This is a genomic window from Streptomyces sp. PSU-S4-23 (assembly GCF_055632315.1).
The window spans coordinates 6,618,330-6,633,944 of the sequence record NZ_JBVMUU010000002.1; the positions used below are offsets into that span (position 1 = coordinate 6,618,330).

The window sequence follows — 15,615 nt, forward strand, 5'->3', positions numbered from 1 at the left end:
CAGCCGCACTCCAGCCCCGCCCGGTCTGACTCGTGAGGCATGTCTCCACCTGTAGGTGGGCGACCTCCAGTTCGAAGCTTTACGATTCTCTGTTGTGTCCAAACTGACCGACGTGCCCAAGCGGATCCTGATCGGGCGCGCCCTGCGCAGTGACCGGTTGGCCGAAACGCTCCTGCCGAAGCGCATCGCCCTCCCCGTCTTCGCCTCCGACCCGCTCTCCTCCGTGGCCTATGCGCCCGGAGAGGTGCTGCTGGTGCTGTCCATCGCCGGCGTGACGGCCTACCACTTCAGCCCCTGGATCGCGCTCGCGGTCGTCGTCCTGATGTTCACGGTGGTCGCCTCCTACCGGCAGAATGTGCACGCGTACCCGAGCGGCGGCGGCGACTACGAGGTGGCGACCACCAACCTCGGCCCCAAGGCCGGTCTCACCGTCGCCAGCGCCCTGCTCGTCGACTACGTCCTCACGGTCGCCGTGTCGATCGCCTCCGGCATCGAGAACCTCGGCTCCGCGATCCCGTTCGTCGTCGAGCACAAGGTGCTCTGCGCGGTCGCCGTGGTCGTGCTGCTCACGCTGATGAACCTGCGCGGGGTCAGGGAGTCCGGGACGCTGTTCGCGATCCCGACCTATGTCTTCGTCACCGGCGTCTTCATCATGATCGCATGGGGCGCCTTCCGCGGACTGGCCCTCGGCGACACCATGCGGGCCCCGACGGCCGCGTACCACATCAGGGCCGAGCACCAGGGCCTGGCGGGCTTCGCCCTGGTCTTCCTGCTCCTGCGCGCCTTCTCCTCCGGCTGCGCGGCGCTCACCGGCGTCGAGGCGATCTCCAACGGCGTCCCGGCCTTCCGCAAGCCGAAGTCGAAGAACGCGGCGACCACGCTCGCGGCGATGGGCCTGCTCGCCGTCACCATGTTCTGCGGCATCATCGTCCTGGCCATGGCGACCAAGGTCCGCATGGCCGAGAACCCGGCCACCGACCTGATCCACAACGGCGTGGCGGTGGGCTCCGGCTATGTCCAGAACCCGGTGATCTCGCAGGTGGCCGAGGCCGTCTTCGGCAAGGGCAGCTTCCTGTTCATCGTGCTCGCGGCGGCCACGGCGCTGGTGCTGTTCCTCGCCGCCAACACCGCCTACAACGGGTTCCCGGTGCTCGGCTCGATCCTCGCCCAGGACCGCTACCTCCCGCGCCAGCTGCACACCCGCGGCGACCGCCTGGCCTTCTCCAACGGCATCGTGCTGCTGGCGGGCACGGCGACCCTGCTGATCGTCCTCTACGGCGCCGACTCGACCCGGCTGATCCAGCTGTACATCGTCGGTGTGTTCGTGTCGTTCACGCTGAGCCAGACCGGCATGGTCCGGCACTGGAACCGCCATCTGGCCACCGAGAAGGACCAGGCCAAGCGCCGCCACATGATCCGCTCGCGGGCCATCAACGCCTTCGGCGCCTTCTTCACCGGACTCGTCCTGGTCGTCGTCCTGGTCACCAAGTTCACGCACGGAGCCTGGGTCGCGCTGCTCGGCATGTGCATCTTCTACGCGACGATGACCGCGATCCGGCGCCACTACGACCGCGTGGCCGACGAGATCGCCGCCCCCGAGGACCGCAGCGACGACACCGTGCGCCCGTCGCGGGTGCACTCCGTGGTGCTCATCTCCAAGATCCACCGCCCCACGCTGCGCGCCCTGGCCTACGCCAAGCTGATGCGCTCCGACACCCTGGAGGCGCTCAGCGTCAACGTCGACCCGGCGGAGACGAAGGCGCTGAGGAGCGAGTGGGAACGGCGCGGCATCGACGTGCCCCTGAAGATCCTCGACTCGCCGTACCGCGAGATCACGCGCCCGGTGATCGAGTACGTCAAGAGCCTGCGGCGGGAGTCCCCGCGCGACGCCGTGTCCGTGATCATCCCCGAGTACGTGGTGGGCCACTGGTACGAGCACCTGCTGCACAACCAGAGCGCGCTGCGGCTGAAGGGCCGGCTGCTGTTCACGCCGGGCATCATGGTGACCTCCGTGCCGTACCAGCTGCAGTCCTCCGAGGCGGCGAGGCTCCGCGCCCGCAAGCGCCAGGAGTGGAACGCGCCGGGTTCCGTGCGGCGGGGGCCGGCGGAGCAGCGGTCCAAGGAGTCGTCGGCCCCGAAGGGCTGATGTCCGCAGGGGCCCGCCGCCCCTCCGGCTCGTGGCGACCGGCCGGACGACACCCGCGTAGACTGGTGGGCTGTTGTCCGGCCGCGCCGCTTCGCAGCCGCCCCTTCCGTTCCCCTCTCGTACCTGGAGCCGTCCCGCCATGCAGGCAGAACCCAAGAAGTCGCTGGTGGGGGAGGAGTACGAGGTCGAGATCGGCCCCGTCGCCCACGGCGGTCACTGCATCGCCCGTACGGACGCGGGCCAGGTCCTCTTCGTGCGGCACACGCTGCCCGGCGAACGGGTCGTGGCGCGGGTGACCGAGGGCGAGGAAGGGGACCGCTTCCTGCGGGCGGACGCGGTGCGGGTGCTGCAGGCGTCGAAGGACCGCATCGAGGCGCCGTGCCAGTACGCGGGCCCCGGCCGCTGCGGCGGCTGCGACTGGCAGCACGCCAAGCCGGGCGCACAGCGCCGGCTGAAGGGCGAGGTGATCGCCGAGCAGCTGAGGCGGCTTGCGGGTCTCACGCCGGAGGAGACGGGCTGGGACGGCACGGTGGTACCGGCGGAGGGCGACAAGCTGCCGGCCGGTGAGGTGCCGAAGTGGCGTACGCGGGTCCAGTACGCGGTGGACGTGTCCGGGAGGGCGGGCCTGCGCCGGCACCGCTCGCACGAGGTGGAGCCGATCGACCACTGCATGATCGCCGCGGAGGGCGTCAGCGAGCTGGGCATCGAGAAGCGGGACTGGACGGGCATGGACTCCGTCGAGGCGATCGCGGCGACGGGCTCGCAGGACCGCCAGGTGATCCTGACACCGAAGCCGGGCGCACGGCTGCCGCTGGTCGAACTGGACCGGCCGGTGTCGGTGCTGCGGGTCGACGAGAGGTCCGGTGGGGTGCACCGCGTCCACGGACGCCCCTTCGTCCGCGAGCGCGCCGACGGCCGCACCTACCGCGTCGGCGGCGGCGGTTTCTGGCAGGTCCACCCGAAGGCGGCGGACACCCTGGTCACGGCGGTGATGCAGGGTCTGCTGCCGCGCAAGGGCGAGACGGCGCTCGACCTGTACTGCGGCGTCGGCCTCTTCGCCGGCGCGCTCGCCGACCGGCTCGGCGAGCAGGGCGCCGTCCTCGGCATCGAGTCCGGCAGGCGTGCCGTCGAGGACGCCCGGCACAACCTGGCGGACTTCGACCGCGTCCGCATCGAACAGGGCAAGGTCGAATCGGTCCTCCCGCGCACCGGTATCACGGAGGCCGACCTGATCGTCCTGGACCCGCCGCGCGCGGGCGCGGGCCGCAGGACGGTGGAGCACCTCTCGACCCTGGGAGCGCGGAGGATCGCCTACGTCGCCTGCGACCCGGCGGCCCTGGCACGGGACCTGGGGTACTTCCGGGACGGGGGGTACCGGGTGCGGACGCTGCGGGCGTTCGATCTGTTCCCGATGACGCATCACGTGGAGTGCGTCGCCGTCCTCGAACCGGTGGTTGAGGGCTCCTGACGCCCAGATAGCAGCAGGCCAGGGTGGTTCATGGGCGGGGCTGGGCCACTCCACGGCCCAGGTGCGGAGAGCGGCCATGGCAGCGTCATCTGCCGCCGCGCGCGGGCGCAGGTCCCATACGGCGCGCACGGTGCGGCCGAGGAGGGTGCGCAGCTCCGGCCACAGCTGGAGGAGCAGGTCCTGGTTGAGGTGGCGGGGCAGGTCGTCGTGCAGGCCCTCGTGCAGGACGGTGCGGTACAGGCCCATACGCTGGCGCGGCTTGGCCAGGCCGTATGAGGTCATCCCGGTGGGCCGGCACCCGGCCGACTGGTCCCGCCACCGTCCGCGGCTACCGCGACCTGCGGGACTGGATGCGCTCACACGGCGAGCTGGCCGTGGTCGGGGTGGAGGGCACCGGCGCCTACGGGGCCGAGCCGGCCCGGGTGCTGGCCGCCGCCCGTTGAGCTCCCCGCGCTGTCACCGACTCACGAGCGCGGATGGGGCAAGGGCCCGAAGCCGGGCGGGATCGGCACCCCGGCGTCATCGGTTGTCCGCCGCGGTCAGCAGGACCTGGCGGGCCTCCCGGGCCTCATGGGTGCGGAGGGATGTCCATTCGGCTACCTGCTCCTGATGGCGGGTCAACCAGGTCCGTTGCATCACCGCAAGGCGGCCGTAGGCGCGCTCCAGGTAGTGGGTGCGCTTCTTGCAGGTGAGGTCGGCGGTGACCGAACGATCGGTGGTGAGGTCCGTGTCCTTGGGCAGGTGCTGGGCGAAGTCGCGAGGGTTCGGGGTCTTGATGCCCGCGTCCGCCATGCACGTGCGCCAGTCGGCGTCGGCGGCGTGCAGGGCGGGGGCGTCGGCCAGGGCGTCCACCGCGTCGCGTTCTCCCTGGTCGAGCACGAGGCGCAGGGTGAGATGCCGTTGCCGGCCGTTCTTGCCGAGGAGGCGGGTCTCGGCCTCGGCGAGGCAGCCGGTGGCAGGGTGGGTGACACGAATGACCTTGTTCTGCGCGGAGATCCGTCGGGCGGGGTCGCCGTAGAGGGCGCGGTCGAAGTCCTCACCCCGATTGTGTTCGACCGGCTGTTGCCCAGGCGCCCCCTCCGGGCCGACGGATTCGATGCCGAAGTAGGACTTGGCGGTGCCTGCCGTTTCCGCTGCGGCCGGGGCGGGGTCGGGTGCTTGGTCGTAATGGAAGCCGTGATGTGCCATGCAGGCGGCGATGAGTGACTGTTCCGCCCGGTGCACCTGGCGAGCCGTTTCCGGCGAGGAGTTGAGCAGTCCGTACAGCGGAAGGGCGGTGTGGAGGGCCGTCAAGTCGCTTGGCTGCGGGGGCCGTCGGGGTGCGCCGTCGTGGCTGAGGGACCAGCCGATCGTCCCCGCCAGTACGACGGATGCGGTGATGAGGGCGGCGGTGGCGGCCTTTCGGCGTGACCTCAAAAGCAACTGGGGATGGGGTGTTTGGGGTGAGTTGGCCGTGCTGGCCTGTGAACTCGTCGGTGGCATGGGGGCGTTCCTCCGCGCTGGCGATGTGAGTGGGCAGCCGGCCCGGGTGTGTGGGTTGCGCGGGTCCGGAGAGCGGGGGCGGCCCGGTGGCCTGCCGCCCCCACTCCACCGGCCGGGCCACTCAGTAGCAGCTGATGGTGGTGGTGCCCCGCAGTTGCAGGGAGCTCGCCCGGTTCTGCAGGCTGCTGGGCAGGTAGTCCACGTAGGAGCCCGGGTTCACGCAGAACAGGAATCCGCTGTAACCGGAGTTGTAGTAGTAGTGGCTCTCGTAGCCGCCCGTGCTGGAGTTGCTGGCGGACACCGTGTTGTCGTTGACGCTCAGGCCGCCGCCCGTCCGGGACGTGAGCTGGTTGAAGGTGTCGCCCGCGAAGTTGCTGTCGGAGTCGAAGTACGAGTGGCGGGCCGAATCGTTGATCCCCAGGTAGAAGACGCAGTGGTACCCGGAGGCGCAGTTCGGGCCGGCGGAGGCCGGAGCGGCGCCTGCGAGCAACCCGGCCGTCGCGGCTATCGCGGCCGCGGCGGCGGTGAGGCCTAGCCTTCTGCGGATGCGCATGTCTGTCTCCAGTCTTGTGACGGATGGGTCCTACGTCCGTGACGGATGGGGCGGACGTCGGATACGCCGACCTTTCATCCCTGTTCGCACGAAGGGGGTGCATTGGTCGGAGTGGTCGGAGTCACTCTGCCGGTCGAGGTGTGCGGAGGGCATGTGCCGGATGCGCACTGTGATTGGCCGACGGCGCACTGTCGTACAGGTGACGCGGGCACTCACGATGGGACCGGGGCTCAGGGGGGATGTCGTGCATGCTGTGTTCGATCTCGAGGACTTGCCTCGCTCCGACCGGGCGTCCGCATGGGAGGAGGCCATCACTCGTGCGACGCTGCCGATGAACTGCCGTTTCCTGGACCCGGGGGACTCCCGGGGTCGTCTGGTGTCCATGTTCCTGGGGGCCGGAGAAGTGCTGGAGACCAGCTACAGCGCGCTGATCGCGGAACGGACGCCACGGCTCATCCGGCGCGACGATCCGGAGCAGTACGTGATCGCCATACCCGCCAGCGGTGTTCAGGGCATTGAGCAGGCACGGCGGCAGGCCACGGTCAGACCCGGTGAGATGGTGCTCTACGACAGCTCGCTGCCGCTCACGGCGTCGGCCACGGTCACCCGGACCCTGTCGAGGGCGTTGGTGTTGCAGTTTCCCAAGCAGTCGATCCGGTTGCCGGAACCGCGGGTGAAGGAGTTGCTGGCAGTGCCGCTGCCGACGACGGCGGGGCTCGGGAAGCTGCTGGCGGGGCTGCTCCGCGGCATGACGGAGGAGTACCAGAAGCTTTCACCGCGCGATCTGGCGCGGGTCGGCCGGAATGCCGTGGACCTGGCCGCGGTCGTCCTGGGGCACTTCGCCAACCGCACCCCATTGCTGCCTCCGGAATCACGGCGCCGTGTTCTGTTCCTGGAGTGCGTCGCCTTCGTGGAGCGCCATCTCGGGGATCCGGACCTCTCCCCGGCCGTTGTGGCACAGGCGCACGGGATCTCGGCGCGGTATCTGCAGCAGGTCTTCCGGGAACAGGGCACGACCCCGTCGTCGCTCATCCGCGAACACCGACTCGCCCGCTGCCGCCGCGACCTGGCAGACCCCGCTCTCCATGCGGTTCCGGTGCACGCGATCGGGGCGCGCTGGGGGTTTCCCCGGCCGTCCGAATTCAGTCGGGCGTTCCGGAAGAGGGAGGGGGTGGCGCCGGGCGGGTACCGGCTGCTGGTCATGTCGGGTGCGGGCAGGAGGCGGTGCGAGCGGAGAGCGGAGGCCGCTCCGGGCACCGCTCGGGGCTGAGCGCACGGGGTCGTCGCCGCGCCCGGCCGATGCCGGTGGCGGTCTGGTGCGGGCGTGCGTGTCTATGCCGGGGCAGGGGCGTCGCCGTCAACGTCTCCAACGACTTCACCGACCTCACCCAGGTCGGGGACCGGCTCCGAGCCGGGTTGTCATGGTGCACGGGGTGGGGCGGCAACGTGACAGCCCCGAGACCCCTTTGGCGGAAGACGAACCAGCGATGCGTGGTGGGTCGGACTCGCCCTGCGCCGAATCCCACGCTCGGGCGGCTGAGGGACGACGACATCGGCTGCGCCGGATACGGGGACCTCTACCGGCAGCCCGGCACGCGAGGCGAGCCGTACTACCGGGCGGAGGACGTGGAGCCGGGGTTCGAGGCCGAACTGCTTGAGACCTGGTGGTGGGAGGCGGCCCGGCTGGATCCCCGTATGCCCAGACCGGACACCGCAGGGCCGGACGCGGGGCGCAGCCGTGCTGGTTCGATCCAGCCCCGGTCCAGCGCGGCGTACAGGGCGCCGTGCCCACGCCGGTGCTCGACCGCCAGCGACAACTCGACCAGGGTCTTCACCGGTCCGTCCGTGCACGGCACCGCGTCCGTGAGCTCGAAGAGCGCGTCCGCTCGGGCCTAGAGGCATGCGTGGAACCCGACCCGAAAGCGGGACAGGATGCCCGGTGCGCGCCGCTGCCTGCCGAGTGGTCCCCCGCTGCCGGGCGGACTCGCGGGCGGCTTGTGCCGAGCCCCGCGAGGGCCGCCCGGCAGCGGGGGACCCGGACCCGGCCTCAGAGCCGGGCGAGTGCGCGCCGCGCCGCGTTGTAGCCGCACATCCCGTGGGCGCCGGCGCCGGGCGGAGTCGCGGCGGAGCAGAGGTAGACCCCTGGCACGCCGGTGGCGTACGGGTCGAGCGCCGCGCGTGGCCGGAAGGCCAGCTGCCAGGGGTCGTTGGCGCCGGTCACGATGTCGCCGGCGACGTAGTTCTCGTTGTGCAGGCTCATCTCCGTCGTGGAACGCACCGATGTCGCCCGGATCCGGTCGCGGAAGCCGGGGGCGAACTGCTCGATCCGCGCGGTGATCGCCTCGGTCGCGTCGCCGGTGTAGCCGGCCGGTACATGGGCGTAGGCGTAGAGGGGGTGCACGTCGCCGGCCGATCGGGTCCTGTCGGCGAGGTACTGCTGGCCGACGAGCACGAACGGCCGCTCCGGCATCCGGCCGGCGGCCACGTCCTTCTCGGCCGCCGCCATCTCCTCCATGCCGCCGCCGAGATGCACCGTGCCGGCCGAGCGTGAACCCTCGTGCGTCCACGGCACGTCGCCCTCGACGGCGAAGTCGACCTTGAACGCGCCGGGTCCATGGCGGTACCGCAGGTACGCGCGGCGCACGCGGGCCGGCATCCGGGCGCCCGCGATCCGGGTGGCCGCCGCCGGGGAGGTGTCCAGCATCACCAGGTCGGGACCGCCGAGCTCGTCGAGCGACGTCACCCGGCGGCCGGTCTCGAACTGGACGCCGTGCTCGGCCGCGCGGACCAGGACCGCGTCCCGGATCGCGGCCGAACCGCCCTCGGCCACCGGCCAGCCGAAGGCATGCGCGGCCGTGGTCAGCGCGACCCCGATCGCCGAGGAGGCGAGCGTGTCCAGGGGCCGGAAGGCGTGCGCGGCGACGCCGGTGAAGAGCGCCCGGGCCTCCGGGGTGCGGAAGCGGCGCGCCAGCAGCGTGGCGGGAAGGCCGGCGTAGGCGCCGAAGAGGGCCAGGTGGAGCGGGTGCCGCGGAAGGTGCAGCACGGGCTGCAGGAACTCCCGGCTGATGGTGCCGAACCGTTTCACGAGCGGTCCGAACGTGTGCCGCCACGCCCGGCCGCCCTCCCCGAGCCCGGCGGCGGTCGCGGTCACCGACCGGATCGCGACCGCGCCGCGCCCGCCGTCGAGCGGGTGTGCGAACTCGACCGGGGCCCAGCGCCAGGACAGGCCCGCCCCGGCCAGGTCGAACCGCTCGGCGAAGGCGGAGCCGGGCGCGAGGGGGTGCATGCCGGAGCACTCGTCGTGGACCACGCCGGGCAGGGTCAGCTCGCTGGAGCGGGTGCCGCCGCCGAGGACGTCCGCCGCCTCGATGACGCGGACCCGCACGCCCGCGGCGGCGAGGGTGAGGGCGGCGGCGAGCCCGTTGGGCCCGCTGCCGACCACGACCGCCGTCGTCATGCGAGCGCCCCCTCGCCGTTCGCCGTTCGGTGCACCGGGTGGTGCCGCGGGTGCCGCCAGGTGACCTGGAGCGGGACGGGCCCGTCCGGCAGCCACGGCTGCCGGTCGACGAGGTCGCGCACGTCCCACCGGCCGCGCTCGACGATCCCGAGAGCCGCGTCCATCACGAAGTACTCCTGCACGGGCCGGTGGATCGGCTGGGACTCCACCCAGAAGACCACCAACTCGCCGGGGGCGAAGCCGAGCCGTCGCTGCATCGCCTCGATCAGCTGGTCGTCGTGGAGGTGGCCGTCGCCGAAGTTCCAGCCGACGACGAGGTTGGCGCCGATCTCGCCCTCACGCACGGTGTAAGTGTCGAGGTCGTCGCCGAGGTAGGTCCGCGCCACCGACAGCAGCCCCTTGCCCTGGGTGTGCATCGAGCGCCAGGCGATGAACATCTGCATCGCCATCTCGGCTTCCGGGGCGGAGTAGCCGAGGGCCCGCAACTGCCGGTTGTGCGTCTCGACCGGGATCGGCAGTTCGTTCAGCCGCTCCTCGGCACCCGGCGCCATCGCCCAGACCGCCGACGCCCAGTTCCCGGCGTACTGGCGCATCGAGGGCAGGAAGGAGACCAGATCCGGGCGCAGGTTCCCCAGTACGGGCAGGAACAGCAGGGCACCCGCGATCACCGGCAGCGTCCACGGCTCGCTGAAGTCGAGCGGGCCGTAGCCCTCGCCGGCCGGGTGCCCGGCGAACAGGAAGATCGCGGTGTACGCGAACAGGACGTTCCACTCCAGCGGCACCGCCAGCGGGAACGTCGAGGTGATGAACAGGTGGAAGAGCACCATGCACGCGACGGCGACGAGGGTCAGCTCCCGGTCGGTGCTGAACAGCAGCACGAGCGGCACGGCGAATTCGGCGAGCGTTCCCAGCACATGAGCCATGAAATGGGCCAGGCCGGAGGGACGCAGGTCCGCGGGCGGGTTCTTGTAGTGCCCGAGCCGCACCGCCCTCGGCATGAACGGCGCGTTCGACACCATCGGGGGCACGACGAACGAGAAGTGGCGGGTGAACTTCGAGACGGCGGCGCCCACCCACACGATGACGATGATCAGCTTCGCGGCGATGATCATGTCGGTGAAGTCGAGCGTGGCGCAGACGACCATCACCGGGACGTACTGCTCGCCCCGTGCCGCCAGGAAGGGGACCTTGTCGCGGAGGCCGAGGAGCACGAGCAGGACGGCCGGGACCGCGAACAGTACCGGCTGGACCAGGCCCCCGGTCACCTGCGGGCGGGCGGCGGACAGTGCCGCGGTGCCGGCCCCGGGCAGCACGACGGCCACGGCCAGGGCGGCGAGGACCGCGGCGTACAGCACAGCGTCGACGACACCGCGCCGGTCACCGCGGGTGAACGGCACCACGCGCGGCCACGGTGGCAGCCGGATCGTGCCCGGCCGCAGCCAGTAACGCGCCCCGCCGTACATCGGTTTGAAGTGGCCGGTGAGCGGACCCCAGGCGCCGCCGACGCCGACGGCCTCCAGCAGCGCCACCCACAGCACGAGCTTCTGGTAGACGATCGGCTCGTCCCACCACCGGCCGACGTCGAGCAGGCCGCCGACGTCGGAGGTGGCGGTCACGACCAGCAGACCGCCGATCGTGGAGAGGCCGACCAGCTTGAGGACGTAGACCAGGTGCAGCACCCACGGGCTGCCGAAGCCGTTTCCGGCCCAGAACGTGCTCAGCACCCTCACCCGCTCGAAGAACGGGCGCCGCAGGAACTCCTCGGGGTCGACGGCGGGGAGGACGGGGGTCTTGAAGGCCATGCCTCACGCTCCGGTGGTGACGGTCTCGTGCTGCCGGCGCAGCGCGGGCTTGTCGATCTTGCCGATGGGGTTCTTGGGGAGGGCGTCGAGGATCCGCACGCCCACGGGCACCTTGTAGCGGGCCATGTTCGCGCCACACGCCTCGACGAGGTCCTGAGCGGTGACGGCGGCGCCGGGGTGCAGTGCCACATAGGCGAACGGGACCTCGCCGAACCGCTCGTCGGGCTGGCCGATCACGGCGGCCTCGCAGACGCCCTCGCGGGAGAGCAGGACGGTCTCGATCTCCTTGGGGTAGATGTTCTCGCCGCCCCGGATGATCATGTCCTTGATCCGGTCGACGATGCGCAGACAGCCGTCCTCGTCGAGGACGCCGACGTCGCCGGTGTGCAGCCAGCCGCCGCGCAGGGTCTCGGCCGTGGCCTCGGGACGGTTGAGGTAGCCGCGCATCACGTGGGGCCCCCGGACGACCACCTCGCCGCGCCGGCCGCGGGGCAGGATCGTTCCGTCGGAGCCCATGATCTCCACCCGCGTCCCCGGGAACGCCGGGCCGACCGTGCCGGCCCTGCGCTCGCCCCACCACCGGTTGCTGGTGGCCGCGCAGGTGCACTCGGTCAGGCCGTAGCCTTCCGCCAGCACGAAGCCGAAGCGCTGCTCGACCGCGTCGAGCAGGTCCTTCGAGGCCGGCGCGGCCCCGCACACGGCGAACCGCACCGAGGAGAAGTCCGCGTCGCGCGGCTGCGCGAGCAGCATGGTGTAGATCGTGGGCACGCCCGAGAAGTACGTCGGACGCTGCCGCTCCACGGCGTCGAGGAACCCGTCGACGGTGAACCGGCTCATCAGCGTCAGCCGGGAGCCCGTGCGCATCGGCGACAGGAAGCTGACGCAGATCGCGTTCACGTGGAAGAGCGGGAGGAAGAGCAGGCAGTGGTCGTCGGCGGTGAGCCGCATCAGGTCGGCCATCATCGAGGTCATCGACTCAAGGTTGGCGTGGTCCAGCATCACCCCCTTGGGCCGGCCCGTCGACCCGCTCGTGTAGACCAGCAGGGCCAGTTCGTCCGGTGAGGTCCGCGCCGCGGGCAGCACCGGCCCCACGGGCACACGCCGCAGTTCGTCGGCGGCGAGGCTGGGCCGGCCACCGTCGGGCGTGCCCGGACCGAGGTTCACGACGAGGACGCTGCCGGCGTCCGTGATCTGGTAGTCGGCCTCCTCGGCGGTGAACGCCGGGTTGATCGGCGTCGCGGCCGCGCCGAGCCGCCACGCGGCGGCCATCGCGACGAGGAGTTCGACGCGGTTAGGCAGCATGACCGCCACGACCGACCCGCGCCCTATGCCGTGCTCGGCGAACTGCTCGGCCGCCGCCTCCACCCACGCGGCGAACTCCGCGTAGGTGAGCTGATGCCGTTCGTCGCGGACGCACGGGCGGTGGGCGTGGGCCGGGTCCGCGGACCAGGGGAGATACGCCGGTGGCGTCATGGATGGCTCCTGCCTTTCGAGGGGGTGCGTCGAAGGTAGGAAGGGTTGTGACGGGCGACACTGTCCTCGGGAGACAAGGAATGGGGTCAGAATGGTCCCGGCGGGCCGCATTCCTTGGCCGGACGGGCAGTTGGTGGAGGTGCCGGGATGGCGGGGCGTCACGACGTGGAGGTGCCCGCCGACGTCGGCGTGATCGGTGCCGCCCTCGCCGAGCAACTGGTGGACCTCACCACGGCCATGGCCGCCGCCATGGAGGAGCAGATCCCGGAGCTGCCGCAGGACCGGACGACCGCGGCTCTGCTCGCGCGGAGCGTGGAGAGCAACCTGCGCGCGGCGAGCGCGCTCTACCGCGGCGAGCTGGAACTCGCCGAGCTGGTGGCCCCCGTGGAGGCCCGGGAGTACGCGCGCAGGCTGGCACAACGCGGCGCCGCCGTGACCGCGCTGGTGCGCGCGTACCGGCTCGGGCAGCATCTGCACCTGGCGTGGTCCGTCGCGGAACTGGTCCGCGAGTACCCCGACCCGGCGCGGGCGCTGGCCGCCGTGCGCGCCCTGCTCGGGCTGAACTTCGTCTACATCGACACCGTCTCCGAGCAGGTCATCGAGGAGTACCAGGCCGAGCGCGAGCGCTGGCTCTCCCACCGCAACACGGTCAGGGCGGAGACCCTGGAGCGGATCCTGGCCGGGGACGCGGTCGAGGAGTCCGCCGCCGAGGCCACGCTGGGCATCCGGCTGCGCCGGCACCACCTGGGTGCGGTGCTGTGGACCGCGAGCGGGCACGACGCACCGGACGACCTGCCGCGGCTGGAGTCCGCGGCCGGCCGCCTCGGGCAGGCCCTGGGCGCCGTGGGCAGCCCCGTGTTCTGGCCGAAGGACTGGGCCTCGGCCTGGGTCTGGTTCCCGCTCGGCCGCGGGACGGCGGCCGACACCGAGGCCGCCGCCGCGGCCCTGGACCGTACCGCACCACGCGTGCACGCGGCCCTCGGCACTCCGGCCCCGGGACTGGCCGGCTTCCGGAACACCCACGAGGACGCCCTGCAGGCCTTTCGCGTGGCCACGTTCGGCACCGGCGAGCCGCCCTCGGTCGTGAGCTACACCGATCCCGGCGTCGGCGCCGCCGCGCTCCTCACGGCCGACCTGCCCCGCACCCGCCGCCTGGTGACCACCTCGCTGGGCGAACTGGCCGCCCGGACCGAGAGCGCCGCCAGGCTGCGCGAGACCCTGCTCGTGCTGATCCAGGAACGCGGGAGCCTCGTCGCCGCGGCGGATCGCCTGCACGTGCACAGGAACACCGTCAAGTACCGCATCGCCCGCGCCGTCGCCCAGCGCGGCCGCCCGCTGGAGGACGACCGCCTGGAGCTGGAGCTTGCGCTGGTCGCGGCGCACTGGCTGGGGGACGCGATACTGCCGGGGGGCTGACCGGCCCCCGAGGACTCGGCGAAGTCGTCCGCGCCTCCGCTGAAGAACCCCGTCCGACCTGCGATTTCTCCGGCGGACGGCAGCCTGTGCACTTTACGTCAAGTATCCAGACGGTGCGTAAAGTCGGAAGCCGGGGTGTGCGCGCACACCGGCGACCCGGACGCCGTCCCCGCGGTCGGCGGCGCGATGGGCGCCGAGGCCGGCCGGGGCGCGGGGCGCTGGTCCCCGCCGGCCCCGTCGGCCGGACAGCACGAGGGGCCTGCGGGACGCATCCGTCCGGCAGGCCCCTCGTGCAGGGTCACGACCGTGCGCTCGGCTCGCGTGCGCCCGGCTCGCGTGTGCCCGGCTCGTGGGCGCGTGCCTCCGCCAGGGCCTCGCCGCGGCGTGCCGCCACGGTCCGCCAGACCAGCGCCACCACTCCCGCGAGACCGATACCGACCCAGGTCAGCGGGTTGGTCCAGACGGCGGTGTCGAGCTGCTGGCTGAGTACGAAGACACCCATGACGACGACGAACCAGCCGAACGCCTTGCGCAGCGTGTCCTGCGGGATGCGCCCGGCGAAGCGGCTGCCGACGAGGCTGCCGACGACGGCCGCCCCGGTGACCATGAGCGCCATGTTCCAGTCGATCTGCACCCCGGCGAGGTGCCCGGCGAGACCGGAGAACGACTTCATGGCGATGACCAGGAGCGAGGTGCCCACGGCCACGCTCATGGGCAGTCCGCCGAGCAGGGCGAGCGCCGGTACGACCAGGAACCCGCCGCCGGAGCCCACCAGACCGGTCACCGCGCCCACGACCAGGCCCTCGATCACGATGTGCTTCACGGGCAGTTCGTGGTGGGCCGGCTTGGGCGCGGCGGCCTTGCGGGGCTTGCGGAGCATGGCGGCCGCCGTGGCGAGCATCATCAGCGCGAAGGCGATGAGCAGCACGGTGCCCGGGATGTACTCGGCCACCCGTCCGCCGGCGTAGGCGCCCACCATGCTGACCGCGCCGAACACCAGGCCCGTGCGCCAGCGCACCCGGCCGGCGCGGGCGTGCGGGACGAGCCCCACCAGGCTGGTGACGCCGACGACGAAGAGGGAGGTCGCGATGGCTTCCTTGCTGTCCTGACCGGCCAGGTAGACCAGGATCGGCACGGTCAGGATCGAGCCGCCGCCACCGAGGATGCCGAGGCTGATCCCGATGAGCACGGAGGCCAGGAGGACGATGGTGATCATGAATGCTCTCGCAGCGAGGAGATGACGGTCCGGATGTCGGTGCGCGGGCCGCGGTTGTAGGGCAGCTTGGACAGCAGCATGCCCATGGCGCAGGTGTTGCTGAGGGCGGCGAAGGTCAGCCCGGCGCCCATGAAGGTGCCGATCAGGTGCACGCCGGGGACGAACAGGCCGGCGATCCCGGAGACCAGGACCACGGACCCCGCGATCAGGCGGACCTGGCGCTCCAGGTCCCAGCGCTCCGGTCCCCGGGTGACGGGACCACCGGAAGCTTCCCAGGCCTTCATGCCGCCGGTCAGGACGCGCAGGTTGGGCAGGCCGGCCTCGGCGAGCGCCTGCTCCGCCTGGGCCGCGCGGCCGCCGGCAAGGCAGATGAGGACCACGTCCTGGTCGAGGTGGTTGAGCAGTTCGGCGCGGTGCTCCCGCAGTGTGTCCAGCGGGACGTTGTAGGCGCCGGGGATGTGAGCGGTGCGGAACTCGCCGGGCGTGCGCACGTCCAGCAGGCGGGGGCCGTCCCCGTGCTTGATGAGTTCTTCGAGGGCGGCGGGGGTCAGGCCGGCGGCGCGAGTGGCGTCGGTGGTCATGATGGCTCCGTCGTGAGTTTG

General features: G+C 71.9%; 12 protein-coding genes and 1 pseudogene. 5 read left to right on the forward strand and 8 right to left on the reverse strand.

Going from position 1 to position 15,615, the window contains the following annotated elements:
• Window positions 1-94 precede the first annotated feature (94 nt).
• The 3 genes from ACZ79I_RS30115 to ACZ79I_RS30125 all read left to right on the forward strand — a co-directional run bounded on the left by ACZ79I_RS30115 (window position 95) and on the right by ACZ79I_RS30125 (window position 4,057).
• Entirely contained in the window at window positions 95-2,146 is a 2,052-nt protein-coding gene (locus ACZ79I_RS30115) for an APC family permease (protein ID WP_471501291.1), read from the forward strand.
• A 139-nt stretch (window positions 2,147-2,285) separates the two neighbouring features.
• Entirely contained in the window at window positions 2,286-3,614 is a 1,329-nt protein-coding gene (locus ACZ79I_RS30120; protein ID WP_471501293.1) for a class I SAM-dependent RNA methyltransferase, read from the forward strand.
• Window positions 3,615-3,886: 272 nt separating this feature from the next.
• Window positions 3,887-4,057, forward strand: a complete 171-nt coding sequence (locus ACZ79I_RS30125; RefSeq protein ID WP_471501295.1) for a hypothetical protein — start codon at window positions 3,887-3,889, stop codon at window positions 4,055-4,057.
• A gap of 76 nt (window positions 4,058-4,133) precedes the next feature.
• On the opposite strand, the gene ACZ79I_RS30130 is transcribed toward ACZ79I_RS30125, so the two are convergent.
• Both ACZ79I_RS30130 and ACZ79I_RS30135 read right to left on the reverse strand, forming a co-directional pair.
• Entirely contained in the window at window positions 4,134-4,907 is a 774-nt protein-coding gene (locus tag ACZ79I_RS30130) for a hypothetical protein (protein WP_471501297.1), read from the reverse strand.
• A 310-nt stretch (window positions 4,908-5,217) separates the two neighbouring features.
• Window positions 5,218-5,649 carry a hypothetical protein gene (locus ACZ79I_RS30135; protein WP_471501299.1) on the reverse strand — a complete coding sequence of 144 codons (432 nt, stop codon included), beginning with the start codon at window positions 5,647-5,649 and terminating at the stop codon, window positions 5,218-5,220.
• 253 nt (window positions 5,650-5,902) lie between these two features.
• On the opposite strand from ACZ79I_RS30135, the gene ACZ79I_RS30140 reads away from it, so the two are divergent.
• Window positions 5,903-6,919, forward strand: a complete 1,017-nt coding sequence (locus ACZ79I_RS30140) for an AraC-like ligand-binding domain-containing protein (protein ID WP_471501301.1) — start codon at window positions 5,903-5,905, stop codon at window positions 6,917-6,919.
• 454 nt (window positions 6,920-7,373) lie between these two features.
• Here ACZ79I_RS30140 and ACZ79I_RS30145 read toward each other — a convergent pair.
• From ACZ79I_RS30145 to ACZ79I_RS30160, 4 genes and pseudogenes are all read right to left on the reverse strand, one after another.
• Window positions 7,374-7,583 (reverse strand): annotated as a pseudogene (locus tag ACZ79I_RS30145) (transposase); the annotation flags it as partial.
• Window positions 7,584-7,696: 113 nt separating this feature from the next.
• Entirely contained in the window at window positions 7,697-9,106 is a 1,410-nt protein-coding gene (locus ACZ79I_RS30150) for a phytoene desaturase family protein (protein WP_471501303.1), read from the reverse strand.
• Complete coding sequence (locus ACZ79I_RS30155; protein ID WP_471501305.1) at window positions 9,103-10,908, reverse strand: DUF3556 domain-containing protein; 1,806 nt, start codon at window positions 10,906-10,908, stop codon at window positions 9,103-9,105. Before ACZ79I_RS30155 ends, ACZ79I_RS30150 begins: the two co-directional genes overlap by 4 nt.
• A gap of 3 nt (window positions 10,909-10,911) precedes the next feature.
• Complete coding sequence (locus tag ACZ79I_RS30160) at window positions 10,912-12,381, reverse strand: class I adenylate-forming enzyme family protein (RefSeq protein ID WP_471501307.1); 1,470 nt, start codon at window positions 12,379-12,381, stop codon at window positions 10,912-10,914.
• Window positions 12,382-12,528: 147 nt separating this feature from the next.
• Here ACZ79I_RS30160 and ACZ79I_RS30165 point away from each other — a divergent pair, with 147 nt between their 5' ends.
• Window positions 12,529-13,797: a PucR family transcriptional regulator gene (locus ACZ79I_RS30165; RefSeq protein ID WP_471501309.1), complete on the forward strand. Its 1,269-nt coding sequence runs from the start codon at window positions 12,529-12,531 to the stop codon at window positions 13,795-13,797.
• Between the two features lie 298 nt (window positions 13,798-14,095).
• On the opposite strand, the gene ACZ79I_RS30170 is transcribed toward ACZ79I_RS30165, so the two are convergent.
• Together ACZ79I_RS30170 and ACZ79I_RS30175 are read right to left on the reverse strand one after the other, a co-directional pair.
• Entirely contained in the window at window positions 14,096-15,013 is a 918-nt protein-coding gene (locus ACZ79I_RS30170) for a sulfite exporter TauE/SafE family protein (protein ID WP_471501311.1), read from the reverse strand.
• Window positions 15,010-15,594, reverse strand: a complete 585-nt coding sequence (locus tag ACZ79I_RS30175; RefSeq protein ID WP_471501313.1) for a rhodanese-like domain-containing protein — start codon at window positions 15,592-15,594, stop codon at window positions 15,010-15,012. The genes ACZ79I_RS30170 and ACZ79I_RS30175 overlap by 4 nt, the downstream gene beginning before the upstream one ends.
• Window positions 15,595-15,615 lie beyond the last annotated feature (21 nt).

Coding starts and splice junctions, on each gene's coding strand:
- ACZ79I_RS30120 (WP_471501293.1), top strand. CDS start 2,286: ATGCAGGCAGAACCCAAGAAGTCGCTGGTGGGGGAGGAGTACGAGGTC.
- ACZ79I_RS30125 (WP_471501295.1), top strand. CDS start 3,887: ATGAGGTCATCCCGGTGGGCCGGCACCCGGCCGACTGGTCCCGCCACC.
- ACZ79I_RS30135 (WP_471501299.1), bottom strand. CDS start 5,649: ATGCGCATCCGCAGAAGGCTAGGCCTCACCGCCGCCGCGGCCGCGATA.
- ACZ79I_RS30150 (WP_471501303.1), bottom strand. CDS start 9,106: ATGACGACGGCGGTCGTGGTCGGCAGCGGGCCCAACGGGCTCGCCGCC.
- ACZ79I_RS30155 (WP_471501305.1), bottom strand. CDS start 10,908: ATGGCCTTCAAGACCCCCGTCCTCCCCGCCGTCGACCCCGAGGAGTTC.
- ACZ79I_RS30160 (WP_471501307.1), bottom strand. CDS start 12,381: ATGACGCCACCGGCGTATCTCCCCTGGTCCGCGGACCCGGCCCACGCC.
- ACZ79I_RS30165 (WP_471501309.1), top strand. CDS start 12,529: ATGGCGGGGCGTCACGACGTGGAGGTGCCCGCCGACGTCGGCGTGATC.
- ACZ79I_RS30170 (WP_471501311.1), bottom strand. CDS start 15,013: ATGATCACCATCGTCCTCCTGGCCTCCGTGCTCATCGGGATCAGCCTC.
- ACZ79I_RS30175 (WP_471501313.1), bottom strand. CDS start 15,594: ATGACCACCGACGCCACTCGCGCCGCCGGCCTGACCCCCGCCGCCCTC.